This window comes from Pseudomonas sp. JV245A, assembly GCF_032424515.1.
GTDB classification, from domain to species: domain Bacteria; phylum Pseudomonadota; class Gammaproteobacteria; order Pseudomonadales; family Pseudomonadaceae; genus Aquipseudomonas; species Aquipseudomonas protegens.
In genome coordinates, this window is record NZ_VYKE01000093.1 from 1 (window position 1) to 23,022 (window position 23,022).

Here is a 23,022-nt window from a genome sequence, read left to right on the forward strand (position 1 = left end):
GCAGGTGCTGGGGCAGTGGGGCGATGACTGGCTGCTGAACCTGATCAGCCTCGGCGAAGGCACGAGCTACCTGCTGACCGGCAGCCCGGGCAGTGCCCGCAAGCTGGAACGGCTGCTAGAGTGCAGCACCCTGGACGGCGTGCATTGCCCGGGCCGGCCGATCCTGCGCAAGGAACTGCTGCGCAAGGGCCTGGCGCTCCAGGCAACGTCCTGACCCCGGAGAGCCCCAATGGACCTTGAACAATGCTTGCAGCAGGTGCATGACGAGCAGAGCTTCCTCGACTTCGTCCAGGCGCTGATTGCCGACCGCCGCCAGGCGCAGCGCATGGCCCAGGCCGGCGAGGCCGACAGTTGGCAGAACCATTGCATCGAGGATTTTCTCGACGGCGCCCACGCCTGGGCCGAGGCCACCGGCATCGGTGCCACCCAGGGGCTGGTGGAGGCTTCGCCCTGGCAGCGCTTCGCGGTGTTCCTGTACTGCGGCAAGATCTACGAATAGCGCCGCGCCAGCCGAAGGGCTAGTCGTCGAAGCCGCCCTGTTCGTGAATCTCGTCCATCTTCAATTCCAGGCGGTAGGCCACGGCAATGAACAGCGCCTGGCACAGGCACAGGGTGGCGCTCAGTGAGCGGAAGGCGAAGGAGCTGCCCTCGTTGACCAGCAGCACGCTGTTGGCGCGCTTGGCCAGGGGCGACAGGGTGCTGTCGGTGATGATCAGGGTCTTGGCCTGGTTGTGCTGAGCAATGCGCAGGCAGTGCTGGGTTTCCTTGGCGTAGGGGGTGAAGCTGATGGCGATCACCAGGTCGTTGGGGCGGATACTGCGCATCTGCTCGCGGTAGCTGCCCCCCAGCCCCGACACCAGGTGGATGCGCTTGTTGGTGTGCTGCAGGTTGTACACCAGGTAGTCGGCCACGGCGAAGGAGCGGCGCACCCCCACCACATAGATATTGTCGGTGTTGACCACCAGGTCCACGGCCTGCTCGAAGGCCGCGTCGTCCAGCTCCAGGCCCAGGCGCTCGATCCCCGACAGGGTGGCGCTGATGCAGTCGCGCGCCAGGTCGCCGTCGCTGGCCTTCTGCGACTTGTTGGCGATCAGGCTGCGGATGCGCTGCTGGTAGTTCTGCACCGGCGTGGCCTTGTGGGTGTAGGCCTGGCGGAACAGCGCCTGCATTTCACTGAAGCCGCTGAAGCCGAAACGCTGGGAAAAACGCACGATGGCCGAAGGGTGCACCTCGCACTCGCGGGCGATGTCGCTGATCCGGTCGACCATGATCCGGTCGCTCTGCTGGCTCATGTAGCTGGCGATGCGCTTGAGCTGGCGCGGCAGGCTCTCGTACTCCTCGGTGATCAACTGCAGCAGCCGCTCGGCATTGGCCGGAGGGCTGGCAAGGTCGCTCTCGGGCGTGCGATCGGACAGGGCCGGCTGATCGGTGCGGGACATAACGGATCCTTCTGAGGGTACTGATGGGAGCGACCGCGGGCGTCGCCCCCTGACAATAAATGGGCTGCGGGCAGTCTACAGGGTCGGCGCCGGGAAAATCTTGAGGGGCCGGGCCCCGGGCGCCTTGCTGAAACGATGCACGGCGCAGCCTTGGGCTTTGCAGAAAAGTTTAATGGAAAAAATATTCCACGTAAAAAATTTATAGAATAAATATTGATTGGTGCCGGGAGACGTTCTAGTCTGCATCCACCAAGTAGGCCTGCCGGGGCAGTGCGCGACGGCAGGCAGCGGCTGATAAAAATAACAGGAGCCAGCATGGGCCAGACTCGTTTTGCCAGTGGGCGTCAATTGGATCTGATCTGCCTCGGACGCCTGGGCGTCGACCTCTACGCGCAGCAAGTGGGGGCCCGGCTGGAGGACGTCGCAAGCTTTGCCAAATACCTCGGCGGCTCGTCGGCGAACATTGCCTTTGGCACCGCACGGCTGGGCCTCAAGTCGGCGATGCTGAGCCGGGTCGGTGATGACCACATGGGGCGCTTCCTGCTGGAGTCGCTGGTGCGCGAAGGCTGCGACGTCAGTGCCGTCAAGGTCGACCCGCAGCGCCTCACCGCCCTGGTCCTGCTGGGCCTCAAGGACCGTGAAACCTTCCCCCTGGTGTTCTACCGCGAGAACTGCGCGGACATGGCGCTGTGCGCCGCCGACATCGACGAAGCCTTCATTGCCTCCAGCAAGGCCCTGCTGATCACCGGCACCCATTTCTCCACCGACGGCGTCTACCGGGCCAGCCTGCAGGCCCTGGACTACGCGCAAAAGCACGGGGTCAAGCGGGTCCTGGACATCGACTACCGGCCGGTGCTCTGGGGCCTGGCGGGAAAGGCCGACGGCGAGACCCGGTTCGTGGCCGACCCGCAGGTCAGCCAGCATGTGCAGGGCATCCTGCCGCGCTTCGATCTGATCGTCGGCACCGAAGAGGAGTTCCTGATTGCCGGTGGCAGCGACGACCTGCTGACGGCCCTGCGCACCGTGCGTTCACTGAGTGCCGCGACCCTGGTGGTCAAGCTTGGCCCGCAAGGGTGCACGGTGATCCACGGCGAGATTCCGGAGCGCCTGGAAGACGGGGCGATCTACCCCGGCGTGCGGGTGGAGGTGCTCAACGTGCTGGGCGCCGGCGATGCCTTCATGTCCGGCTTCCTCAGTGGCTGGCTGGAAGAGGCCAGCGATGAGCGCTGCTGCCAGTTGGCCAACGCCTGCGGCGGCCTGGTGGTGTCGCGCCACGCCTGCGCCCCGGCGATGCCGACCCGGGCCGAACTGGACTACCTGTTCAGCAGCCCGGTGCCCATCACCCGTCCCGACCAGGACCCGGTGCTGCAACGCCTGCATCAGGTCAGTGTGCCGCGCAAGGCCTGGAAGCCCCTGTTCGTCTTCGCCTTCGACCACCGTGGGCAACTGGTGGAACTGGCGCAGCAAGGTGGTCGCGAGCTCAAGGCCATCGGTCAGCTCAAGCAACTCTTCATAGAAGCGGTGCAGCGGGTCGAAGCCGACCTGCGGCGCCGGGGCATCGAGGCCGATGTCGGCCTGCTGGCCGACCAGCGCTTCGGCCAGGAGGCGCTGAACGCCGCCACCGGGCGCGGCTGGTGGGTGGCGCGGCCGGTGGAAGTGCAGGGCTCGCGGCCCCTGGCGTTCGAGCACGGGCGCTCGGTGGGCAGCAATCTGATCGCCTGGCCCCAGGAACAGATCATCAAGTGCCTGGTGCAATTTCACCCGGACGACGAACCCTTGCTGCGCCTGGAACAGGAAGCGCAGATCCGTGGCCTGTACCAGGCGTCCCAGGTCAGCGGGCATGAGCTGCTGCTGGAAATCATCCCGCCCAGGGACCTGCCCGGCGCTCATCCCGAGGTGCTCTACCGCAGCCTCAAGCGCCTGTACAACCTGGGCATCTACCCCGCGTGGTGGAAGATCGAGGCGCAGTCGGCCGAGGAATGGAAAAAGCTCGATGAGCTGATCCAGGAGCGCGACCCCTATTGCCGTGGCGTGGTGCTGCTGGGCCTGAATGCCTCGGCCGAAGCCCTCGCCGAGGGCTTCCGGCAAGCGGCTGATAGCCGCACCTGCCGGGGGTTTGCCGTGGGCCGCACGATTTTCCAGGAGCCCAGCCGAGCGTGGCTGGCGGGGGAGATCGACGACGACACCCTGATCCGGCAAGTGCAGGGCACCTTCGAGCAACTGATCAACGCCTGGCGCAGCGCCCGCCCTGTGTAGGAGCCGGCTTGCCGGCGAAGAGGGTCTTGAGCCTGGTGCCAGGCTCGCCGGTGCCTTCGCTGGCAAGCCAGCTCCTGCGAGTGCAAGGCCGTTCTCCACGCTTTCATGAATAACAACAAAAGGTGCAGCCATGCCCGCGATCCGAATTGGCATCAACCCGATTTCCTGGAGCAACGACGACCTGCCGGCCCTGGGCGGTGAAACGCCCTTGAGCACCGCCCTCAGCGAAGGCCGCGAGATCGGTTACCAAGGCTTCGAACTCAACGGCAAGTTCCCCAAGGACGCCAAGGGCGTGGGCGATGTGTTGCGCCCTTATGACCTGGCGCTGGTCTCGGGCTGGTACTCCAGCCGCCTGGCCCGGCGTTCGGTGGCCGAGGAAATCGACGCCATTGCCAGCCACGTCGAACTGCTCAAACGCAACGGCGCCTCGGTGCTGGTCTACGGCGAAGTGGCCGACTCGATCCAGGGCTTGCCGGTGCGGCTGATCGAGCGCCCGCGCTTCCACAGTGCACAGGCCTGGCAGGATTACGCGGACAAACTCACGGAGCTGGCGCGTTTCACCCTGTCCCAGGGCGTGCGCCTGGCCTATCACCACCACATGGGCGCCTACGTCGAGTCCCCGGCGGACATCGACACGCTGATGCGCCTGACCGGCGAGGAAGTCGGCCTGCTGTTCGATTCGGGCCATTGCTACATGGGCGGCGGCGAACCCCTGGAGGTGCTGCGCCGGCATATCGGGCGGGTGTGCCATGTGCACTTCAAGGACGTGCGCAAGCCGGTGGTGCAACTGGCGCGCAACAACCTGTGGAGCTTCCCGGACTGCATCGTCAACGGCACCTTCACCGTGCCCGGCGATGGCGACATTGACTTCGCTCCCTTGCTCGATGTGCTGCTGGACGCAGGCTACCAGGGCTGGCTGGTGGTGGAGGCCGAGCAGGACCCGGCGGTGGCGCCGAGCTACGTCTACGCAAAAAAAGGTTACGACACCCTGCGGGCCCTGCTGGACGCTGGCCTGCAACGCAGGAGGGCTGCCCAATGAGTCTGCTGGTTAAAAGCGCTACAAAGGGCCGGACCATGGTCCAGCTGCAAGAGGGCGCCCTGGAATACGTGGGGTTCAGTGCCTACCGCCTGGGCCTGGGGGAAAGCCTGCCGGTCAGCGCCGGCGACAAGGAGCTTTGCCTGGTGCTGCTCAGCGGCCGTATCGATGTGCAGGGCGAAGCGCCCCAGGGCGCCTTCCAGTGGCCCAACCTGGGTGACCGGCAATCGGTGTTCGAAGACAAATCCCCCTTTGCCGCCTACCTGCCGCCGGGCAGCCAGGCCCGGGTCACCGCCTTGAGCGATGTACAGATCGCTGTGTGTGCCGCCCCGGGGGCAGTCGATAACGACCTCGGCCCACGGCTGATCCGCCCGGAACAGTGCAGGCGCAGCGTGCGTGGCAAGGGCGCCAATACTCGCTACGTCTGCGACATCCTGCCCGACAGCGAGCCGGCCCATTCCCTGCTGGTGGTGGAGGTGCGCACGCCGTCCGGGCATTCCTCCAGCTACCCGCCGCACAAGCACGACACCGACGACCTGCCGCACCAGAGCTTTCTGGAAGAGACCTATTACCACCAGCTCAACCCGCCCCAGGGCTTTGTCTTCCAGCGGGTCTACACCGACGACCGCAGCCTGGACGAGGCCATGGCGGTGGAGCACCACGACCTGGTGGTGGTGCCCAGGGGGTACCACCCGGTCAGCGTGCCCTATGGCTACGAGTCCTATTACCTGAACGTGATGGCCGGGCCGAAGCGGGTCTGGCAGTTCCATAACGACCCCCGGCACAGCTGGCTGCTGGATCTGTGAACGACGCACCTTTGCCGATTTTCGGGGAGCTGGAAGATGACTCAGCCTTTGCGTTTTGCCTTGAACCGAATGGTCGCACCGCACCTGCCACTGGCGGATTTTCTTGACCTGGCACTGGCCTTGAAGATCGATGCAGTGGAGCTGCGCAATGACCTCAAGGGTGTGGAGATCGAGGATGGCACGCCCCCCGAGCAGGTCCGCGAGCTGTGTGAGCAGCGTGGCATCCGGCTGCTGTCGATCAATGCCCTGTACCCCTTCGACCTGTGGGATGAACAGCGCCGCCAGCAGTTGCTGCGCCTGGCCGGTTATGCCCGCGCCTGCGGTGCCGAGGGCCTGGTGTTGTGCCCGCTGAACGACCCCGGCGACCGGCGCAGCGCGGGCCAGCGGGCCCAGGGGCTGGCGGCCGCCCTGACCCGGATCGCGGAGGTTCTTCGCCAGCATGGCCTGCGCGGTTTTGTCGAGCCCCTGGGGTTTGCCGAGTGCGCCTTGCGTGACAAGCGCAGCGCCGTGGACGCGATCCGCGCCGTTGGCGCGCTGGATGTGCTGAGCCTGGTGCACGATACCTTCCACCACACACTGGCCGGCGAACCCCAGCTGTTCGCCGAGCTCACCGGGCTGGTGCATCTCTCCGGTGTCGAGGGCCCGCCACTGCCTCTGGCAACGCTGCGGGACGGTCATCGGGTGCTGGTGGGCGCGGCGGACCGGCTGGGCACCACGACGCAGATCGCCGCGTTGCTGGCGGGCGGTTACCGCGGCTACCTGTCCTTCGAGCCCTTTGCCGCGAGCGTTCACGATCGACCGGACCTGCAGCAGGCTCTGGAGCGCAGTATCCAGCACCTGCGCCAGGCCCTGGCCTGACCCCCCTTGTAGGCGCCGGCAAGCCGGCTTCCGCACAAAGAACAGTGAGAGTGCTGTATGGCCATTGAAGGAACACAGATGAGCACGATTCGACTGACCATGGCCCAGGCCCTGGTGAAATTCCTCGATAACCAGTACGTCGAGGTGGACGGGCAGCAGAGCCGGTTCGTTGCCGGGGTCTTTACGATCTTCGGCCACGGCAATGTGCTGGGCATCGGCCAGGCGCTGCAGCAGGACCCGGGCCAATTGCGGGTGCACCAGGGCCGCAACGAGCAGGGCATGGCCCATGCCGCCATCGGGTTTGCCAAGCAGCACCTGCGGCGCAAGGTCTATGCCTGCACCGCTTCGGTGGGCCCCGGCGCGGCCAATATGCTGACCGCCGCGGCCACCGCCACGGCCAACCGCATTCCCTTGCTGCTGTTGCCCGGTGACGTGTTCGCCAGCCGCCAGCCGGACCCGGTGCTGCAACAGATCGAGCAGTTCCATGACCTGGGCATCAGCACCAACGATGCCTTCAAGGCGGTGAGCAAATACTGGGACCGGATCAACCGCCCGGAGCAGTTGATGAGCGCGGCGCTGCAGGCGATGCGAGTGCTGGCCGACCCGGCCCAAACCGGCGCGGTGACCCTGGCGCTGCCCCAGGATGTGCAGGCCGAGGCCTACGATTACCCGCTGAGCTTCTTCGCCCGACGGGTGCATCGCATCGACCGGCGGCCACCCACCGAAGCGATGCTGGCGGACGCCGTGGCGCTGCTGCGGGGCAAGCGCAAGCCGTTGCTGATCTGCGGTGGCGGGGTCAAGTACGCCGCGGCCAACCAGGCCTTGCAGGCCTTTGCCGAGCGCTTCGCGATACCGGTGGCCGAGACTCAGGCCGGCAAGAGCGCGCTGCTGTCCAGCCATCCATTGAACGTGGGCGGCATCGGTGAAACCGGCTGCCTGGCGGCCAACCTGCTGGCCCGGGAGGCCGACCTGATCATTGGCGTCGGTACCCGCTACAGCGATTTCACCACCTCGTCCAAGTGGCTGTTCCAGCACCCCCAGGTGCAGTTTCTCAACCTCAATATCAACCCCGGCGATGCCGTGAAGCTCGATGGCGTGCAACTGCTGGCCGATGCTCGGGCCGGCTTGCAGGCACTGGGCGAGGCCCTGGCCGGCAGCGCCTACCGCGCCGGCTGGGGCACTCGGGTGGCCGAGGCCAGGGCGCAGCTGGATGCCGAGCTGGAGCGGGTCCACGGCGTGCACTATCAGGGCGAGGATTTTGTGCCGGAGGTCAACGACGCGCTGGACCCGGCGGTGCTGCGCGAGTTCATCGAGCTGACCGGCTCCTGCCTGACCCAGAGCCAGGTGCTGGGGGTGCTCAACCAGACCCTGGCCGACGATGCGGTGATTGTCGCCGCTGCCGGCAGTTTGCCCGGGGACCTGCAACGCAGCTGGCGCAGCAAGGGGCTCAACACCTACCACGTGGAATATGGCTATTCGTGCATGGGTTATGAAATTGCCGCGGCCCTGGGGGTCAAGCTCGCCGCCCCCGAGCGCGAGGTCTATGCCCTGGTGGGCGACGGCTCCTACCTGATGCTGCATTCGGAGCTGCTGACCTCGATCCAGGAGCAACGCAAGATCAACGTGGTGCTGCTGGACAACATGGCCTTCGGCTGCATCAACAACCTGCAGCTGGGCCAGGGCCTGGACAGCTTCGCCACCGAGTTCCGCTACCGCAACCCAGACAGCGACCAGCTCGACGGCGGCCTGATCCCGGTGGACTACGCCATGAGCGCCGCGGCCTACGGCTGCAAGACCTACAAGGTGAGGAACCTGGAGCAGCTCCACGCCGCCCTGGCGGACGCCCGGCTGCAGCGGGTCTCGACCCTGATCGATATCAAGGTGCTGCCCAAGACCATGCTCCACGGCTACCTGTCCTGGTGGCATGTGGCGGTGGCCGAGGTCAGCGGCAGTGAGAGGGTGGCCGCCGCGGCCGCCGCCATCGATCAGCAGTTGGCCAAGGCGCGCCAGTACTGAAGCTCCCTAACCGAACAACCACAGGAGTACACCCATGTCTTTGCAGCTAGGCGTTATCGGCACTGGTGCCATAGGTCAGGATCACATTCGGCGTTGCAGCCAGACCCTGCAGGGCTGCCGGGTGGTGGCGGTGACCGACATCGACCCGCAGCAGGCGGCCCGGGTGCTGGCCGGGCTCACGCTTGAGGCCGAGGTCTACCCCGACGGCCATGCCCTGATCCAGGCGCCGGAGGTCCAGGCGCTGCTGGTGACGTCCTGGGGCCCGAGCCACGAAGAGTTCGTGCTGGCGGCCATCGCCGCCGGCAAGCCGGTGTTCTGCGAAAAGCCCCTGGCGGTGACTGCCGCCGGCTGCCGGCGCATCGTCGAGGCCGAGATTGCCCACGGCCGGCGCCTGGTGCAGGTGGGGTTCATGCGCCCCTACGACGCCGGCTACCAGGCGCTCAAGGCGGTGGTGGACAGTGGGCGCATCGGTGAGCCGCTGATGCTGCACTGCGCTCACCGCAACCCGCGGGTGGGGGAGAACTACAAGACCGACATGGCCATCACCGACACCCTGATCCACGAGCTGGATGTGCTGCGCTGGCTGCTGGCGGACGACTATGTGTCGGTGCAGGTGCTGTTCCCGCGCAAGACCGGCAAGGCCCACGCCCAACTGCGCGACCCGCAGATCGTGCTGCTGGAAACCGCCCGGGGCACGCGGATCGACGTGGAGATCTTCGTCAACTGCCAGTACGGCTACGACATCCAGTGCGAAGTGGTGGGCGAGAGCGGCATCGCCCGCCTGCCGGAGCCGCCCCAGGTCCAGCTGCGCAGCGCGGCCAGCCTGTCCAGCGCGATCCTGATGGACTGGAAGGAGCGCTTCATCGCCGCCTATGACGTCGAGCTGCAGGCCTTTGTCGATGGCGTGCGCGCTGGCCGGGTGGGTGGGCCCTCGGCCTGGGACGGCCTGGCCGCGGCGGTGGCGGCCGACGCCTGCATCGAGGCCCAGCAGAGCGGGGCGATCGTCCCCATCAGCCTGCCCCAGCGCCCGGCGCTCTACGCCTGAACCCCGGGATTTCTGTAGGCGCCGGCTTGCCAGCGAAGGTGTTTTCCAGGGCGCTGCAAGGCGTGCGGGCCCCTTCGCCGGCAAGCCGTCTCCTGCGGGAAGCGAGGGATCGGGCTGCTGGAAATGCAATTGCAGTAAAATTCTAAAATGAGTTGATATAGAAATTATTTTCCAATAAAGTCGTTTCCAGGTAGCCGACCCTACAAGGTTCCCATGGCCTTCAAGCCCCGCTTGAGCCCTGGAGAACCCACCAACAAGAACAAACAGGTGCCGTCGATGAAAACCTTCCGCTCTGCTCTGCAATGGCTGTCCCGTACCCGGGGCGCCGCCTCCCGCGATCTGCCCGTCACTCCCTGGTCCTCTCGTTTATTGACCCTGCTCAGCGGCCTGTGTGTCGAACACCAGGGCGCGCTGCTGGGCTGCATGCCCGGGGCCCCGGTTCTGTATTCGCCGGCCTGAGCACGGCCACCCACCAACAAGCATGTGGAGAACGACTCTTAATGAACATTCAGAACCGAGTGGCGTGTCTTGCCCTGTCGCTGATGCTGTTCAGTGGCGCGGCGCTGGCCCAGGTGCGCATCGGCGTGAGCATGTCGCAGTTCGACGACACCTGGCTGACCTACCTGCGCGAGTCCATGGACCAGAAGGCCAGGTCCATGCCCGAAGGCGTGCAGTTGCAGTTCGAGGACGCCCGCAGTGATGTGGTCAAGCAACTGAGCCAGGTGGAAAGCTTCATCAGCCAGAAGGTGGACGCCATCGTGGTCAACCCGGTGGATACCGCCGCCACTCGCAAGATCACCGAGGCGGCGGTCAAGGCCGGGATTCCCCTGGTCTACGTCAACCGTCGCCCGGACGACCTGAACCTGCCCAAGGGCGTGGTCACCGTGGCCTCCGACGACCTGGAGGCAGGCAAGATGCAGATGCAGTACCTGGCCGAGAAAATGGGCGGCAAGGGCAGCATCGTGATCCTTCTCGGCGACCTGGCGAACAACTCCACCACCAATCGCACCAAGGGGGTCAAGGAGGTGCTGGCCCGGTACCCCGGGATCAAGGTCGACCAGGAACAGACAGGCGTCTGGCTGCGGGACAAGGGCATGACCCTGGTCAACGACTGGCTGACCCAGGGCCGCGAGTTCAATGCGGTGGTGGCCAACAACGACGAGATGGCCATCGGTGCGGCCATGGCCCTGAACCAGGCCGGGGTGGCCAAGGGCAGCGTGCTGATCGCCGGGGTCGACGGCACCCCCGACGGGCTGCGCGCGGTGCAGCGCGGCGAGCTGGCGGTGTCGGTGTTCCAGGACGCCAAGGGCCAGGCCGACGGCTCGGTGGAAACCGCGGTGAAGATGGCCAACAAGCAGCCGGTGGACGCCGCGGTGTGGATTCCCTACCGCCTGATCACCCCGGAAACGGTCGCCCAGTTCAAGTAGGCGCCGGCCCTTCAATCACACGCGGGCCGGGCGGCGCTGGCTGCCCGGCCGCTGGAGTAGCTGATCATGAACGCTTGTGCTACTGCTTCGAGCCTGCACTCCCTGAGCCCGGCCGTGGCGCCCCAGGAGCCCTACCTGCTGGAAGTGCTGAATGTCAGCAAGGGCTTTCCCGGGGTGGTGGCCCTGGCCAACGTGCAACTGCGGGTACGCCCCGGCACGGTCCTGGCGCTGATGGGCGAAAACGGTGCCGGCAAGTCGACCCTGATGAAGATCATCGCGGGCATCTATCAGCCCGACTCCGGCGAACTGCGCCTCAAGGGCCGGCCGGTGACCTTCGCCACGCCGCTGGCGGCGCTGCAGGCGGGGATCGCCATGATCCACCAGGAACTCAACCTGATGCCGCACATGAGCATCGCCGAGAACATCTGGATCGGCCGCGAGCAACAGAACCGCCTGGGCCTGATCGACCACCGGGAAATGCACCGCTGCACTGCCGCCTTGCTGGCGCGCCTGCGCATCGAACTGGACCCCGAGGAGCAGGTGGGCAACCTGAGCATCGCCGAGCGCCAGATGGTGGAGATTGCCAAGGCGGTGTCCTATGACTCCGACGTGCTGATCATGGACGAACCGACCTCGGCCATCACCGACAAGGAGGTGGCGCACCTGTTCTCGATCATTGCCGACCTCAAGGCCCAGGGTAAGGGCATCGTCTATATCACCCACAAGATGAACGAAGTGTTCGCCATCGCCGATGAGGTGGCGGTGTTTCGCGATGGCGCCTACATCGGCCTGCAACGGGCCGACAGCCTGGACGGCGACAGCCTGATCTCGATGATGGTGGGGCGCGAGCTGAGCCAGCTGTTTCCCCAGCGCGAGAAGCCTATCGGCGAGCTGCTGCTCAAGGTCCGCGACTTGCGCCTGGACGGGGTGTTCAAGGGCGTGTCCTTCGATCTGCATGCCGGGGAGATCCTCGGCATTGCCGGGCTGATGGGCTCGGGGCGGACCAATGTCGCCGAAACCCTGTTCGGCATCACCCCAAGCGATGGCGGCGAGATTGTCCTCGACGGCCAGCCCCTGCGCATCGGCGACCCGCACCGGGCGATCGAGAAGGGCCTTGCCCTGCTGACCGAGGATCGCAAGCTCAGTGGCCTGTTCCCCTGCCTGTCGGTCCTGGAAAACATGGAAGTGGCGGTACTGCCGCACTACGCCGGCGGCGGTTTTGTCCAGCAGAAGGCCTTGCGCGCCTTGTGCGAGGACATGTGCAGGAAGCTGCGGGTCAAGACCCCGTCCCTGGAGCAATGCATCGACACCCTGTCCGGGGGCAATCAGCAGAAGGCTCTGCTGGCGCGCTGGCTGATGACCCAGCCGCGGATCCTGATTCTCGACGAGCCGACCCGGGGCATTGACGTGGGGGCCAAGGCCGAGATCTACCGCCTGATCGCCAGTCTGGCCGGTGAGGGCATGGCTGTGATCATGATTTCCTCGGAACTGCCCGAGGTGCTGGGCATGAGCGACCGGGTCATGGTCATGCACGAAGGGCAACTGATGGGCACCCTGGACCGCAACGAGGCGACCCAGGAACGGGTCATGCAACTGGCTTCGGGCCTGAACTAGACGACATTCAACCCAAGGGTGGTGGCTGGCAATGAACGCGATAATCGACAACAAACCCGCGGCGGTGGCAGTCAAGCCCCGGCGACGACTGCCCACCGAGCTGAGCATCTTCCTGGTGCTGATCGGTATCGGCCTGGTGTTCGAGCTGTTTGGCTGGATCGTCCGCGACCAGAGTTTCCTGCTCAATTCCCAGCGCCTGGTGCTGATGATTCTCCAGGTCTCGGTGATCGGCCTGCTGGCCATCGGCGTGACCCAGGTGATCATCACCACCGGTATCGACCTGTCTTCCGGTTCGGTGCTGGCCCTGTCGGCGATGATTGCCGCCAGCCTGGCCCAGACCTCGGACTTCACCCGGGCGGTGTTTCCCTCGCTGACCGACCTGCCGGTGTGGATCCCGGTGCTCGCCGGGCTCGGGGTCGGCCTCCTGGCGGGGGCGATCAACGGCAGTGTGATTGCCCTGACCGGCATTCCTCCCTTTATTGCCACCCTGGGGATGATGGTCTCGGCCCGGGGGCTGGCGCGTTACTACACCCAGGGCCAGCCGGTGAGCATGCTCTCCGATTCCTACACCGCCATCGGCCACGGGGCGATGCCGGTGGTGATCTTCCTGGTGGTGGCGCTGATCTTTCATATCGCCCTGCGCTACACCAAGTACGGCAAGTACACCTATGCCATCGGCGGCAACATGCAGGCGGCGCGGACTTCGGGGATCAACGTCAAGCGCCACCTGGTGATTGTCTACAGCATTGCCGGGCTGCTGGCGGGGCTGGCCGGGGTGGTGGCCTCGGCGCGGGCCGCCACCGGGCAGGCGGGGATGGGCATGTCCTACGAGCTGGACGCGATTGCCGCGGCAGTGATCGGCGGCACCAGCCTGGCCGGCGGGGTGGGGCGCATCACCGGCACCGTGATCGGCGCGCTGATCCTCGGGGTCATGGCCAGTGGCTTCACCTTTGTCGGGGTCGATGCCTACATCCAGGACATCATCAAGGGCCTGATCATCGTGGTGGCGGTGGTCATCGACCAGTACCGCAACAAGCGCAAGCTCAAGCGCTGAGCAGGGGAGAGGCGCCGGCCGGTGCCCCTGGAAATCGTTGAAAACGGCCAGAATCCGCCGTCCGGCACTGCCGTTTGTCTTCTAAAAGACCCATGGCTATGGAATTTTTTGTTATAAACGCACTCCAATAAACGCCACCAAAGCCCGCATTTGCGGGCTTTGTGCGGTTTGTCGGACAGATTCGCTGTCATTTCAGTTGCTGCGCCCTCAAACCGGCCTTAGACTGCCGCCCCTCGTAAATTGAGTGCCGGGTGGCGCTTGGAAGGTATGGCGCCTTTCTGATGACCTGACGGGTCAACCGGAAACAGTTTGAATTCGCCTTAATGCACGTATTTTTTATAGAGAAATCAATGACCAAGGAAAAGTTGCTGGCCATGCCGGCGGATGACTACATGAATGCCGAGCAGCACGCTTTTTTCAGCGACCTGTTGCAAGCCATGAAGGTGGAAACCCACGAGCGCATCGAACAGAACCGGATCGCCATTGAAAGCCTGGACACCCCGGCTGACCCGGCCGACGCCGCTTCCGTCGAAGAAGAGCGCACCTGGTTGGTCAACGCCATTGATCGCGACCAGCGCATGCTGCCGCAACTGGAACAGGCCCTGGGCCGGATCAGCGACGACAGCTTCGGCTGGTGCGACGACAGCGGCGAGCCGATCGGCCTCAAGCGCCTGCTGATCAGCCCCACTACCAAGTACTGCATCGAGGCCCAAGAGCGCCACGAGCAGATCGACAAGCATCAGCGTCAAGCCTGATCGCCAGCCCCCGCCACAGCGGGGGCTCTGTTTTTTCGGGCAGTGCCCGCCCGCACATTCTCTTGATCTGCTGCAAACCCGCGACTAAGGGACCATGGATAATGGCCCTCTAGTGGCGTCTAATGCCGCAAACAATTAGAACGATGTGGGGTGACACAGATGTCAAGAGATGGATCTCTAGCGGCGCCGGTCGCACAGCCGCTGGCAACACCCGAAACCGCCGCCCGCTGGTGGGCGCCGTCCTTGCAGAGCGCGGCGCTGATGGCGCTGTTCGCCGGCCAGGCCCTGGGCGGCTGGTCGCTGTACCTGTGCCTGCCCGTGGCGGTGCTGGTGATCTGGCTGCCGCGGTTGCGCGGGCGCGGGCGGCCCCTGGTGGCGAACGCGACGGCTGACGATCAGTTGTCGGCGCTGACCCGTGACCTGTCCTACAGCACCACCCATAACGCACTGTCCGCGGCGGGCGTGGCCTACTCGGTGACCCAGCTGGCAGGCAAGCTGCAATCCCAGCTCGACGCCGCCGCGCGCATCGTCGGCAACGCCGAAGTGATGATCAAGACCGAGCAGGTCACCTCCCAACTCAGCCAGCAGGCCCTGGGCGCCGCCAGCGAGGCCCACGCCAGCAGCGCCGAAGGGCGCACGGTGCTGGGGGAATCCATCAGCCGCATGCACCTGCTCAGCCAGCGCGCCAATGGCAGCCGTGAGCTGATCGAGGCCCTGAGCCAGCGCAGCGAGGAGATCCAGCGGGTGACCCTGGTGATCCAGTCCATCGCCAGCCAGACCAACCTGCTGGCGCTGAATGCGGCCATCGAGGCAGCCCGGGCCGGGGAACACGGGCGCGGTTTCGCGGTGGTGGCCGATGAGGTGCGCGGGCTGGCCGGGCGCACCGCCGCGGCCACCGACGAGGTCGGGGTGATGGTGGCGGATATCCAGCAGCGCACCAGCGACGTGGTGGAGCAGATCCGCCAGCTGGCCGACGACCTCAACCTGGGGGTCGAGCAGGTGGAGCACACCGGTCGTCACCTGGACAACATCGCGCGCCTGGCGGCCGGGGTGGAAGGGCAGGTCAGCGAGATCGCCCGGGGCGCCGAGACCAACCGCGAGCAACTGGACAGCCTGTTTCATGCCGTGGAGCAGATGCGCAGCGACCTGGCGGTCAGCGACCAGCAGACCCGCAGCCTGGCGCAGGCCGCGGTGCAGATGGAAGGGCAGGCGGAAACCATCAGCGAACGCCTGGCGGCGGTGGGCCTGGATGACTATCACCAGCGCATCTACGACCTGGCCCGCGAAGGCGCGCGGCGCATTGCCGAGCAGTTCGAGGCCGACCTGGAGCAGAACCGCATCAGCCTCGACGATCTGTTCGATCGTCACTACCAGTTGATCGCCAACACCGACCCGGCCAAATACCAGACCCGCTTCGACCGCTACACCGATCAGGTGCTGCCGCCGATCCAGGAATCCCTGCTGCCGCGCCACGATGGCCTGGTGTTCGCCATCGCCTGTACCCAGGAAGGCTACGTGCCGACCCACAACAAGGTTTTTTCCCAGCCGCTGACCGGCGATCCCGAGGTGGACAACCTGCATAACCGCAGCAAGCGCAAGTTCGCCGACCGCACGGGGATCCGCTGTGGCAGCCACCAGCAACCGCTGCTTCTGCAGACCTATACCCGGGATACCGGCGAGCTGATGCATGACCTTTCGGTGCCGATCATGGTCCGCGGCCGGCACTGGGGCGGGCTGCGCCTGGGTTACAAACCCGAGCAGGCGCCAGGCTCGGGCAAGGGCTGAGGCCTCCATTGTTACGCTATCGGTAATGCTGCAATGCAGGAACAGGCTGTTCCAGGGGCCGGCAAGTTAGTTAGTATGCCAACATCGTTAGGCAGCTAACTAATTTTCTGGAGGTAGCTCCATGCACAGCAAAGTCGATGTAGCGGTGATGATTGGCAGCGGCGTGCCAGCCAGCCTGCGGGCCCAGGGCCGTCGTGCGTGCTGGGTGGTTCTGGTCAATGGCGAACAGCGCGGCACGGCCTTTGCCAGCCGCGCCGAGGCCGAGGAGTGCCGGCTGGCCTGGCAGCAGCAGCTGCAGGTGCTGCTGCCCGGCGGCCGGCACCTGCGGCATTCGGCTTAACCGGCCTGGTGCAGGCGCAGGTTGAGCTCGTCCACCACGGGCGCCCAGTCGGCGTCTTCGCGCAGTTGCTGTTTGAGAAAGGCCGCTTGCTGGGGCGTCCAGAAGGGGGCGTCGATCATTTTCAGGTCTTCGTCCAGGGGCGAGTGCCGGGCGATGAAACCATCGATGGCGGCGGGGCTGGAATCCAGGCCCAACTGGTCGAACAGCCCTTCGAGGTTATGGGTGGGCGCTTCCATGGTGATCTCCTTGGGTGACGGGCAGCACCGGCGCTGCCTCAGTGCATCTGAGGCATGGCAGGCGCGCAAGTTCGATCCAAGGGTTCAGGCCAGGGTGCCGCTCTCGGCCTGGAACAACGCCGTCTGGGCCATGGACAGGGCAGTGCTGTAGGCCATGACCTGGGCCCGGGCGGACGACAGGGCCATGGCCCGGCCGGTGTCGGAGCCGGAACTGGCTTCCTTGACCGTGGCCAGGCGGGCCTTGGCCCGCTGCAGTTTCTGTTGCAGCAGCTCGATCTGCTTTTTCAGTTGGCGGATGCGTTTCTTCTTCGCCAGCAACAGCGCCTCTTCCGGGGTTTGCGCGCTGGAGCGGCTCAGGACCAGGGTCTCGCCATCGTCCGAGGCTTCCAGTACCGCAGTGCTTGGATCCGGCTTGAGGAAGTCGGCCAGGCGAGATGGGGGTTTCAAGTCGATCATCATGATGCTCTTAAACGGATCTCGCCTTTGTATCGGTCGCGCTGTCGGATCCTTGACTGGCGCTGTCTGTCAGGCGTTCAGGGCGCCCTGGTCGATGGCCTGCTTGAGGGCCTTGGCCGACGCTCTGGCTGCCGCGGCAGCGTCTTCCGAGGTCTTGAACCAGCGATCGCGTTCCACCTGGTGGAAGGTGACCTGGGTCAGTGGGGGTTTGGCGCGCATGGCAATCACGGCCTGGAACTCGCCTTCGACTTCTCTGCACTCGCCACGAATGAAAAACTCGCCAATATCTAGTTCGGTCACTTCTAGCCTTCCCTTGGAGATGAGTGAGTGCTTGAACGCCCCCCAAGAGGGGGGCATTCAATCAATGGCGGAGTATGGCAGTTGTTGGGTGATGGCGGGCTGAGTTATATCATTTGGATTCTAGGTGGCGATTATTCTGATGATCTAATCTGAAACTTCCTGCTTCTGTTGCTGGGTAATATTACCGGCTGCGCGTCAACTCCGGCTTTTGCTGAAGTGGGTGCGCGCGAAGCCGGTGTGCGCTTTAAATAGTCGAAATGCACAAAGTTGCTCTAGAATTGCCTCTGCAACCCGAAGTGGCTGCCGACCGGGGGAATCGTGACCCGGGTGCATCCGGCCAGCAGGCCTGTTCCAGCACCCACCCCCGACGACGCGCCGCCACGCTTTGCGGGTCAGAGCTCACTCCTCACGCCTTCGACATGTGCCTGATGCATCGGCGAAATGCCCCTTGCCCAGTGCCGCCGCCAGCGTCGTGGCCAGGAGTGCCAGCTGCACTTGTGTGTATTGGGTAACCGATTGGGGTGACTACGCCGTCATGGCGGTTTTTTCGTGCCGTCCGTTTTTTTCCGGGCGACATCATTTTGAGTATCGGGGAGTGTTCCTTGGCAGTAAGTAATCTTGAAATGCATGCATTGTTCGTGTTGGGTGATTTGCGCGCAAAGCTGGTCAAGCAGTTCCAATCTCGTTTTGTCTACCTCACCGAACAGTCCGCCGAAGGCATCTACGTCGCCGAGATCGACACCGAGACGGCCCTGGTGGTGGACGACAAGCCGCGCCTTGAACTCAAGGTCGGCGATCATTTTCGCGCCGCCGTGCTGCCCAGCCGTGAAGGCGGCAAGATGGAGATCCGCTTTCGCGAGATCAAGCTGACGGTCTACGGCCTGGGCGACTACGCCTTTGTCAGCAGCCCCCTGGGGCAGGGCATCCTGTTCAAGGAAGGCCATTCGGTGGTGACCGTGTTTGCCGCCAACGAGCAGTTGCAGGAAGGCCTGACCAAGACCCTCAAGGCGGTGACCGCCAAGGCCGCCAAATGGCGCAAGGGCGAACTGGTGAGCTTCAAGGCCAGCGAGTGATGAGCCAGGGCCGCGCCGCGTTTCACCATGAGCATCAACAGGCCGCGAGCGCTGAAGCCCAGCGCCTGTTCGCGCAGAAGACCGTGCTCCAGGGCGCCTGGCTGAACTGGGTCGCCGCCCAGCTGTACAACCTGCGCCCCGCGGCCTACGCCAGCATGGTGCGCCGCGAGTTGCAGCGGTTGCAGGAGCCTCCGGCCTCTTGAGCGGCCATCCGGGAATGGCCTGGGGTTGAAACTACTGAACCTCTACTACAGTCAGTTGACTTAATGCTTTGGGGGCCGTGCGCTTAGGCGCTGCCTGCCCCTGTGGCCCAGGTCCTGACCCAAGAGGTGTACCCCGATGAAAGGAATCCGCGCGCTGCTGGCCAGCAGCCTGTTGAGCCTTGCCGCCCTGAGTACGGCGCAGCCGGTTGTGGCGGCGCCGCAACCGATTCATTTCGCCGACCTGAACTGGGAAAGCGGCAGCCTGATCACCGAGATCCTGCGGATCATGGTGGAGCAGGGCTATGGCTTGCCCACCGACACCTTGCCCGGCACCACCATCACCCTGGAAACGGCCCTGGCCAACAACGACATCCAGGTGATCGGCGAAGAGTGGGCGGGGCGCAGCCCGGTGTGGGTCAAGGCCGAGGCCGAAGGCAAGGTGCAGGCCCTGGGGGATACGGTCAAGGGCGCCACCGAAGGCTGGTGGGTGCCGGAATACGTGATCAAGGGCGACCCGGCCAAAGGTATAAAGCCGCTGGCGCCGGAGCTGCGCAGCGTGGCCGACCTGGCCCGCTACAAGGACGTGTTCAAGGACCCGGAGAGCCCGGACAAGGGGCGTTTCCTCAACAGCCCGATCGGCTGGACCTCGGAGATCGTCAACCAGCAGAAGCTCAAGGCCTATGGCCTGCAGGACAGCTACGTGAATTTTCGCAGCGGTTCCGGAGCGGCCCTGGATGCGGAGATCAGCTCGGCGATCCGTCGCGGCAAGCCGATCCTGTTCTACTACTGGTCGCCCACGCCGCTGCTCGGGCGCTTCAAGCTGGTGCAACTGCAAGAACCGCCCTTTGACGCCGAAGCCTGGAAGACCCTGACCGACGCCGCCAACCCCAACCCCCGGCCAACCCGTTCCCTGGCCTCCAGGTTGTCGATCGGGGTGTCCACGCCATTCCAGAAGCAGTACCCGCAACTGGCGCAGTTCTTCGCCAAGGTCGACCTGCCCATCGAGCCCCTGAACCGCGCCCTGGCGCAGATGAGCGAGAACCACAGTGCCCCGCGGGACGCGGCCCTGGCCTTCCTCAAGCAGCACCCCGACGTCTGGCGCGCCTGGGTGCCCCGGGACGTGGCGGACAGGATCGCCGCCACCTTGTAGGCGCCGGTGTGCCGGCGAATGGGCCCTTGAACCTTGCGCCCGGCGGGTGCAGGGCAGGGGTCAGAAGCGGGTCTGCACCGCCACCTCGAAGGTTCGCGGCTGGCCCAGGTAGTACGCCGGGGACACATGGGCGAACTGGCCATAGACCTCGTTGGTCAGGTTGCGCACCCGGCCGGTCACTGTGGTGTGGCTGTCGACCTTGTAGCGCAGGAAGCTGCCGTACAGGGTGTAGGCGGGCATCCGCAGGGTGTTGGCGTTGTCGGCGTATACCGAGGCCACGTAGCGTGCATCGACCCCGGTCTGCCAGTTGGGCGACAGGTCATAGGTCAGCCACAGGTTGGCCAGCCGGTCCGGTACGTTGGTCGGCGTGTTGCCCTTGCGGGAGACCACCGCGCCGCTGGCGATCTTCTCGTTGAACTCGCCGTACTCGGCATCCACCCAGGCGAAGTTGGCTTGCGCCAGTAGCTTGGGGGTGATGTGCAGGGAACTGGCCAGCTCGATGCCCCTGGAGGTCTGCTGGCCCACCGGGATGCTGTTGGCCGGGTCCAGGGGATCGGTGACGGCAAAGTCCTTGCGCTCGATGCGATAGGCGGCAACGGTCGCCGAACCCCGTCCTTGCAGGTAGTCGAACTTGCTGCCCACTTCCCATTGCTTGCCCGTGGACACCTCGAAGTTCTGAGTGCCACTGGGCTGCTCGGCGGCGGTGCTGTACTGCACGTAGACATTGGCGCTGGGCAGGAACTGCCAGGTCAGGCCCAGGCGCCCGGTGACCGGTTCCCAGCTGCGCTTGAGGTGGCGCGGGTTGCTGGCGGTGATCAGCCGGTGGTTGGTCACGTCCAGGTCGATGGCGTCGTAGCGCAGGCCGCTGAGCAGTGACAGCTCGTCGCTCAGGGCCAGGCGGTTCTCGACGAACAGGGCGCGGGTGGTGACCTGGTTGGTCTTGTCCTTGGCCCAGCCCTGGCGGGTGCCCTTCAGGTCATAGAAGTACCCCGGCTGGAAGTTGCCGGGATCGACGCTGTTGCTGGCCGGCACGTTCCAGGGCGAGTTGGTGGTGCTGTTGACCTTGTACTCAAAACCCCCGGACCAGGTGGTGTCGAGGCCGAACAGCTGATCATCGTGGCGCAGTTCGAACTGGTTGCCGTCCTGCTGGCCCTGGTGCCGTACCAGGTAGGCGGTCGAGCGGTTCACCCGGCTGTTGTCGGCGTTGTACTGGTAGGTCTCCAGGTTGCGATAGTCGCGCTGGCTGTCCAGGTGGTAGAGGGTGTTGCGCAGGCTGGTGCTGGGGTTGATCCGGTAGTCGATGATCGAGCGCAGCCACACAGTGCGTTGCTCATACAGGCCATCGGCGACGTTGTAGTTGTTGAAGCGGTTGTGCTTGTCGATCTTCAGCTCACCGGCCTTGGGATTGAGCACCGGGGTGCCCCAGTAGGGGCTGTCCTCGTGTTCATCCTGGTATTCCACCGCCAGGGTGTGGGACAGGTCCGGGGTCAGGTCGCTGAGCAGGGAGAAGGCCAGGCTCCAGGCATCCCTTTCCTGGCGGTCGATGTAGCCGTTGCTGGTGTTGTGGCTGACGTCCAAGCGCGCGTAGTGCTGCACCTCGGCACCGGCCGGGCTGAGGGCGTGGTTGACCCCGAAAGCGGTCTGCGTGGTGTCGTAGCTGCCGTAGCCGAGCAGGCCTTCGGCAGCCTGTTCGCGGCGGTCCGCGAGCTTGGTCACGTAGTTCAGCGAACCGCCCACGGAGCCGGCGCCATTGATCAGCGACGAGGGGCCGCCCACCAGCTCCACCCGGTCGTAGATCCAGGCGTCCACGGGCCGGGCCAGGCCGGTGGCGACGTTGATGCCGTTGAACATCTGGGTGATCTGGCTGCTGGTAAAACCACGGTAGGAGACGAAGCCGCCGAACCCCGGCGGCGCACTGGCGTTGACCCCGGGCAGGGCGTTGGCCGCTTCCTGGAAGGTGCGGGCGCCGCTTCGCTCCAGGTCCTGGCGGCTGGCCACGGCCACCGAGGCCGGGGTTTCGCGCAGGCTCAGGCCCAGGCGCGAGGCCATGCCGCTGGACTGGTCCAGGTTCAGGCCCGGCTCGGCATCGGCCTCATCGGCGCCGATGGTGGTGGGGGCCAGTTCGAGGCTCGGCTGGCCCCAGGCATTGATCGACAGGCAGCCCAGCAGGCTCGCCAGCAAAGGAAGGTGTTTCATCGGTGCATCCTGAATTCTTGGCTAGGAAAAGGCCCACGAACGCGCGCCGCGCGACAGCGCAGTGGGCAGGTTGAGCACGAGCAGGAATCAGGCGAGAGGCGGTGCCCGGGGATGGGCCGCGGGCCAGGTGGAGCGGGCGGGGAGGTCGGTCTTGGCCAGGGTGCGCGCAAGCGGGGCCTGGGGCTGCGGCAGCAGGGCCAGGGTCAGGCTGGAGTTCAGGGCCGGGCCCATGCCGCCGGTGGAGCACAGCGGGCAACCGAAGGTCTTGGAGAGAGTGGGCAGGGAGCCCTGGTCGGCCGGTTTCTGCAGCGGCGCCTGGGTGGCAGGGTCGACGCTGCAGAACTGCCCGCCGATGCCGTTGAGCTGCATGCCGAGCATCTGCCCGTGGCCGATGCTGCAGGCGAACACGTTGAACAGGACGCAGCAATAGAGCATCCAGGCAACGAGCGAGCGATCGGAACGGGCAAATTTCATGGGGCGGCACTTTATCATCGAAGGCGACGAACGTACTTACAAAAACGGTCAATCGAGTCCATTCTTCAGCGACATTTTCTGCATGGACGTCTGAACATGAATCTTCTGCTCGCACAGGGGGTGGCTGGCAGCTTCCTGTTGATCAGTCTGATCCATCTGTACTGGGCTGCGGGTGGCAAGCGTGGCAGTGATGCGGTGATTCCCGAGGTGCCGGGGCCGGGGCCCGGCATGACCCAGCCGGCGTTCCGTCCGCCGGCCCTGGCCACGATGCTGGTGGCAGTGGCTTTGTTGCTGGTGGCGATGCTGGTGTGCCTGAGGGTCGGGCTCTACCTGCCGACCGTGACCCATCCGTCTCTGCAGTGGGTGATCAGCGCCATTGCCTTGCTGATGTTCGCCCGGGCCATCGGCGACTCCGAGCTGGTGGGTTTTTTCAAGGAAGTCCGGGATTCGAAATTCGCCCGCCTCGACACCCTGTTCTATTCCCCCCTGTGCGTGGTGCTGGG

Annotated in this window: 24 protein-coding genes and 1 pseudogene; 19 read left to right on the forward strand and 6 right to left on the reverse strand. The window is 65.2% G+C overall.

Going from position 1 to position 23,022, the window contains the following annotated elements; all coding sequences use genetic code 11:
- Positions 1 to 214, forward strand: a pseudogene (locus F6S12_RS21625) (DHH family protein); the annotation flags it as partial.
- Between the two features lie 15 nt (positions 215 to 229).
- A complete protein-coding gene (locus F6S12_RS21630; protein WP_053157953.1) occupies positions 230 to 499 on the forward strand; it encodes a hypothetical protein in 270 nt (89 codons plus the stop codon).
- A 19-nt stretch (positions 500 to 518) separates the two neighbouring features.
- On the opposite strand, the gene F6S12_RS21635 is transcribed toward F6S12_RS21630, so the two are convergent.
- Positions 519 to 1,439: a MurR/RpiR family transcriptional regulator gene (locus tag F6S12_RS21635; protein WP_011060881.1), complete on the reverse strand. Its 921-nt coding sequence runs from the start codon at positions 1,437 to 1,439 to the stop codon at positions 519 to 521.
- A 315-nt stretch (positions 1,440 to 1,754) separates the two neighbouring features.
- Here F6S12_RS21635 and iolC point away from each other — a divergent pair, with 315 nt between their 5' ends.
- The 13 genes from iolC (at position 1,755) to F6S12_RS21700 (ending at position 16,431) form a co-directional block, all read left to right on the forward strand.
- Positions 1,755 to 3,695, forward strand: coding sequence for a bifunctional 5-dehydro-2-deoxygluconokinase/5-dehydro-2-deoxyphosphogluconate aldolase (gene iolC / locus F6S12_RS21640; RefSeq protein WP_077933956.1), 1,941 nt, complete (start codon positions 1,755 to 1,757; stop codon positions 3,693 to 3,695).
- Positions 3,696 to 3,825: 130 nt separating this feature from the next.
- The gene (iolE, locus tag F6S12_RS21645) at positions 3,826 to 4,734 is read left to right on the forward strand and encodes a myo-inosose-2 dehydratase (protein ID WP_077933957.1); all 909 of its coding nucleotides are present in this window, start codon (positions 3,826 to 3,828) and stop codon (positions 4,732 to 4,734) included.
- The gene (iolB, locus tag F6S12_RS21650) at positions 4,731 to 5,537 is read left to right on the forward strand and encodes a 5-deoxy-glucuronate isomerase (RefSeq protein ID WP_077933958.1); all 807 of its coding nucleotides are present in this window, start codon (positions 4,731 to 4,733) and stop codon (positions 5,535 to 5,537) included. The genes iolE and iolB overlap by 4 nt, the downstream gene beginning before the upstream one ends.
- Positions 5,538 to 5,573: 36 nt before the next feature.
- Positions 5,574 to 6,395: a TIM barrel protein gene (locus F6S12_RS21655; RefSeq protein ID WP_174395524.1), complete on the forward strand. Its 822-nt coding sequence runs from the start codon at positions 5,574 to 5,576 to the stop codon at positions 6,393 to 6,395.
- 78 nt (positions 6,396 to 6,473) lie between these two features.
- Positions 6,474 to 8,411, forward strand: coding sequence for a 3D-(3,5/4)-trihydroxycyclohexane-1,2-dione acylhydrolase (decyclizing) (gene iolD / locus F6S12_RS21660; RefSeq protein ID WP_015635315.1), 1,938 nt, complete (start codon positions 6,474 to 6,476; stop codon positions 8,409 to 8,411).
- Between the two features lie 34 nt (positions 8,412 to 8,445).
- On the forward strand, positions 8,446 to 9,456 hold the full coding sequence (locus F6S12_RS21665; protein ID WP_072442195.1) for a Gfo/Idh/MocA family protein: 1,011 nt from the start codon (positions 8,446 to 8,448) through the stop codon (positions 9,454 to 9,456).
- A gap of 213 nt (positions 9,457 to 9,669) precedes the next feature.
- Entirely contained in the window at positions 9,670 to 9,915 is a 246-nt protein-coding gene (locus F6S12_RS21670) for a hypothetical protein (protein ID WP_011060888.1), read from the forward strand.
- Between the two features lie 41 nt (positions 9,916 to 9,956).
- Complete coding sequence (locus tag F6S12_RS21675) at positions 9,957 to 10,883, forward strand: sugar ABC transporter substrate-binding protein (protein ID WP_011060889.1); 927 nt, start codon at positions 9,957 to 9,959, stop codon at positions 10,881 to 10,883.
- A 66-nt stretch (positions 10,884 to 10,949) separates the two neighbouring features.
- Positions 10,950 to 12,497 (forward strand): sugar ABC transporter ATP-binding protein, encoded by a 1,548-nt coding sequence (locus F6S12_RS21680; RefSeq protein WP_072452259.1) that lies wholly within the window; start codon positions 10,950 to 10,952, stop codon positions 12,495 to 12,497.
- Between the two features lie 31 nt (positions 12,498 to 12,528).
- Positions 12,529 to 13,551, forward strand: a complete 1,023-nt coding sequence (locus F6S12_RS21685) for an ABC transporter permease (RefSeq protein ID WP_011060891.1) — start codon at positions 12,529 to 12,531, stop codon at positions 13,549 to 13,551.
- A gap of 350 nt (positions 13,552 to 13,901) precedes the next feature.
- On the forward strand, positions 13,902 to 14,306 hold the full coding sequence (locus tag F6S12_RS21690; protein WP_011060892.1) for a TraR/DksA family transcriptional regulator: 405 nt from the start codon (positions 13,902 to 13,904) through the stop codon (positions 14,304 to 14,306).
- Positions 14,307 to 14,465: 159 nt separating this feature from the next.
- Entirely contained in the window at positions 14,466 to 16,091 is a 1,626-nt protein-coding gene (locus tag F6S12_RS21695) for a methyl-accepting chemotaxis protein (RefSeq protein ID WP_077933960.1), read from the forward strand.
- A gap of 121 nt (positions 16,092 to 16,212) precedes the next feature.
- Positions 16,213 to 16,431, forward strand: a complete 219-nt coding sequence (locus F6S12_RS21700; RefSeq protein WP_019094291.1) for a hypothetical protein — start codon at positions 16,213 to 16,215, stop codon at positions 16,429 to 16,431.
- Here the strand turns inward: F6S12_RS21700 and F6S12_RS21705 are convergent.
- From F6S12_RS21705 to F6S12_RS21715, 3 genes are all read right to left on the reverse strand, one after another.
- Positions 16,428 to 16,667, reverse strand: a complete 240-nt coding sequence (locus F6S12_RS21705; protein ID WP_011060895.1) for a DUF2789 domain-containing protein — start codon at positions 16,665 to 16,667, stop codon at positions 16,428 to 16,430. The genes F6S12_RS21700 and F6S12_RS21705 overlap by 4 nt on opposite strands.
- Positions 16,668 to 16,751: 84 nt before the next feature.
- Positions 16,752 to 17,114 (reverse strand): hypothetical protein, encoded by a 363-nt coding sequence (locus F6S12_RS21710; protein ID WP_171820706.1) that lies wholly within the window; start codon positions 17,112 to 17,114, stop codon positions 16,752 to 16,754.
- A 78-nt stretch (positions 17,115 to 17,192) separates the two neighbouring features.
- Positions 17,193 to 17,423, reverse strand: coding sequence for a hypothetical protein (locus tag F6S12_RS21715; RefSeq protein WP_026020108.1), 231 nt, complete (start codon positions 17,421 to 17,423; stop codon positions 17,193 to 17,195).
- Between the two features lie 602 nt (positions 17,424 to 18,025).
- On the opposite strand from F6S12_RS21715, the gene F6S12_RS21720 reads away from it, so the two are divergent.
- The 3 genes from F6S12_RS21720 to F6S12_RS21730 all read left to right on the forward strand — a co-directional run bounded on the left by F6S12_RS21720 (position 18,026) and on the right by F6S12_RS21730 (position 19,849).
- A complete protein-coding gene (locus tag F6S12_RS21720) occupies positions 18,026 to 18,496 on the forward strand; it encodes a hypothetical protein (protein ID WP_026020109.1) in 471 nt (156 codons plus the stop codon).
- Positions 18,496 to 18,699, forward strand: coding sequence for a hypothetical protein (locus tag F6S12_RS21725; RefSeq protein ID WP_015635322.1), 204 nt, complete (start codon positions 18,496 to 18,498; stop codon positions 18,697 to 18,699). Before F6S12_RS21720 ends, F6S12_RS21725 begins: the two co-directional genes overlap by 1 nt.
- Before the next feature lie 136 nt (positions 18,700 to 18,835).
- The gene (locus F6S12_RS21730; protein WP_315869322.1) at positions 18,836 to 19,849 is read left to right on the forward strand and encodes an ABC transporter substrate-binding protein; all 1,014 of its coding nucleotides are present in this window, start codon (positions 18,836 to 18,838) and stop codon (positions 19,847 to 19,849) included.
- Positions 19,850 to 19,909: 60 nt separating this feature from the next.
- Here F6S12_RS21730 and F6S12_RS21735 read toward each other — a convergent pair whose 3' ends face one another.
- Entirely contained in the window at positions 19,910 to 22,045 is a 2,136-nt protein-coding gene (locus tag F6S12_RS21735) for a TonB-dependent receptor (protein WP_015635324.1), read from the reverse strand.
- Between the two features lie 87 nt (positions 22,046 to 22,132).
- Positions 22,133 to 22,519: a DUF2946 domain-containing protein gene (locus tag F6S12_RS21740; RefSeq protein ID WP_174824041.1), complete on the reverse strand. Its 387-nt coding sequence runs from the start codon at positions 22,517 to 22,519 to the stop codon at positions 22,133 to 22,135.
- A gap of 96 nt (positions 22,520 to 22,615) precedes the next feature.
- Here F6S12_RS21740 and F6S12_RS21745 point away from each other — a divergent pair.
- Positions 22,616 to 23,022, forward strand: a 407-nt coding sequence (locus F6S12_RS21745) for a DUF3995 domain-containing protein (protein WP_315869323.1), incomplete at its 3' end; no start/stop codon positions are given.

Excerpts from the sequence above, each read along its gene's own strand:
- F6S12_RS21635 (WP_011060881.1), bottom strand. The coding sequence starts at position 1,439 with ATGTCCCGCACCGATCAGCCGGCCCTGTCCGATCGCACGCCCGAGAGC.
- F6S12_RS21730 (WP_315869322.1), top strand. The coding sequence starts at position 18,836 with ATGAAAGGAATCCGCGCGCTGCTGGCCAGCAGCCTGTTGAGCCTTGCC.
- F6S12_RS21695 (WP_077933960.1), top strand. The coding sequence starts at position 14,466 with ATGTCAAGAGATGGATCTCTAGCGGCGCCGGTCGCACAGCCGCTGGCA.
- F6S12_RS21740 (WP_174824041.1), bottom strand. The coding sequence starts at position 22,519 with ATGAAATTTGCCCGTTCCGATCGCTCGCTCGTTGCCTGGATGCTCTAT.
- F6S12_RS21725 (WP_015635322.1), top strand. The coding sequence starts at position 18,496 with ATGAGCCAGGGCCGCGCCGCGTTTCACCATGAGCATCAACAGGCCGCG.
- F6S12_RS21690 (WP_011060892.1), top strand. The coding sequence starts at position 13,902 with ATGACCAAGGAAAAGTTGCTGGCCATGCCGGCGGATGACTACATGAAT.
- F6S12_RS21735 (WP_015635324.1), bottom strand. The coding sequence starts at position 22,045 with ATGAAACACCTTCCTTTGCTGGCGAGCCTGCTGGGCTGCCTGTCGATC.
- iolB (WP_077933958.1), top strand. The coding sequence starts at position 4,731 with ATGAGTCTGCTGGTTAAAAGCGCTACAAAGGGCCGGACCATGGTCCAG.
- F6S12_RS21705 (WP_011060895.1), bottom strand. The coding sequence starts at position 16,667 with ATGGAAGCGCCCACCCATAACCTCGAAGGGCTGTTCGACCAGTTGGGC.
- F6S12_RS21670 (WP_011060888.1), top strand. The coding sequence starts at position 9,670 with ATGGCCTTCAAGCCCCGCTTGAGCCCTGGAGAACCCACCAACAAGAAC.
- iolC (WP_077933956.1), top strand. The coding sequence starts at position 1,755 with ATGGGCCAGACTCGTTTTGCCAGTGGGCGTCAATTGGATCTGATCTGC.
- F6S12_RS21700 (WP_019094291.1), top strand. The coding sequence starts at position 16,213 with ATGCACAGCAAAGTCGATGTAGCGGTGATGATTGGCAGCGGCGTGCCA.
- F6S12_RS21675 (WP_011060889.1), top strand. The coding sequence starts at position 9,957 with ATGAACATTCAGAACCGAGTGGCGTGTCTTGCCCTGTCGCTGATGCTG.
- iolD (WP_015635315.1), top strand. The coding sequence starts at position 6,474 with ATGAGCACGATTCGACTGACCATGGCCCAGGCCCTGGTGAAATTCCTC.
- F6S12_RS21630 (WP_053157953.1), top strand. The coding sequence starts at position 230 with ATGGACCTTGAACAATGCTTGCAGCAGGTGCATGACGAGCAGAGCTTC.
- F6S12_RS21655 (WP_174395524.1), top strand. The coding sequence starts at position 5,574 with ATGACTCAGCCTTTGCGTTTTGCCTTGAACCGAATGGTCGCACCGCAC.
- F6S12_RS21665 (WP_072442195.1), top strand. The coding sequence starts at position 8,446 with ATGTCTTTGCAGCTAGGCGTTATCGGCACTGGTGCCATAGGTCAGGAT.
- F6S12_RS21685 (WP_011060891.1), top strand. The coding sequence starts at position 12,529 with ATGAACGCGATAATCGACAACAAACCCGCGGCGGTGGCAGTCAAGCCC.
- iolE (WP_077933957.1), top strand. The coding sequence starts at position 3,826 with ATGCCCGCGATCCGAATTGGCATCAACCCGATTTCCTGGAGCAACGAC.
- F6S12_RS21680 (WP_072452259.1), top strand. The coding sequence starts at position 10,950 with ATGAACGCTTGTGCTACTGCTTCGAGCCTGCACTCCCTGAGCCCGGCC.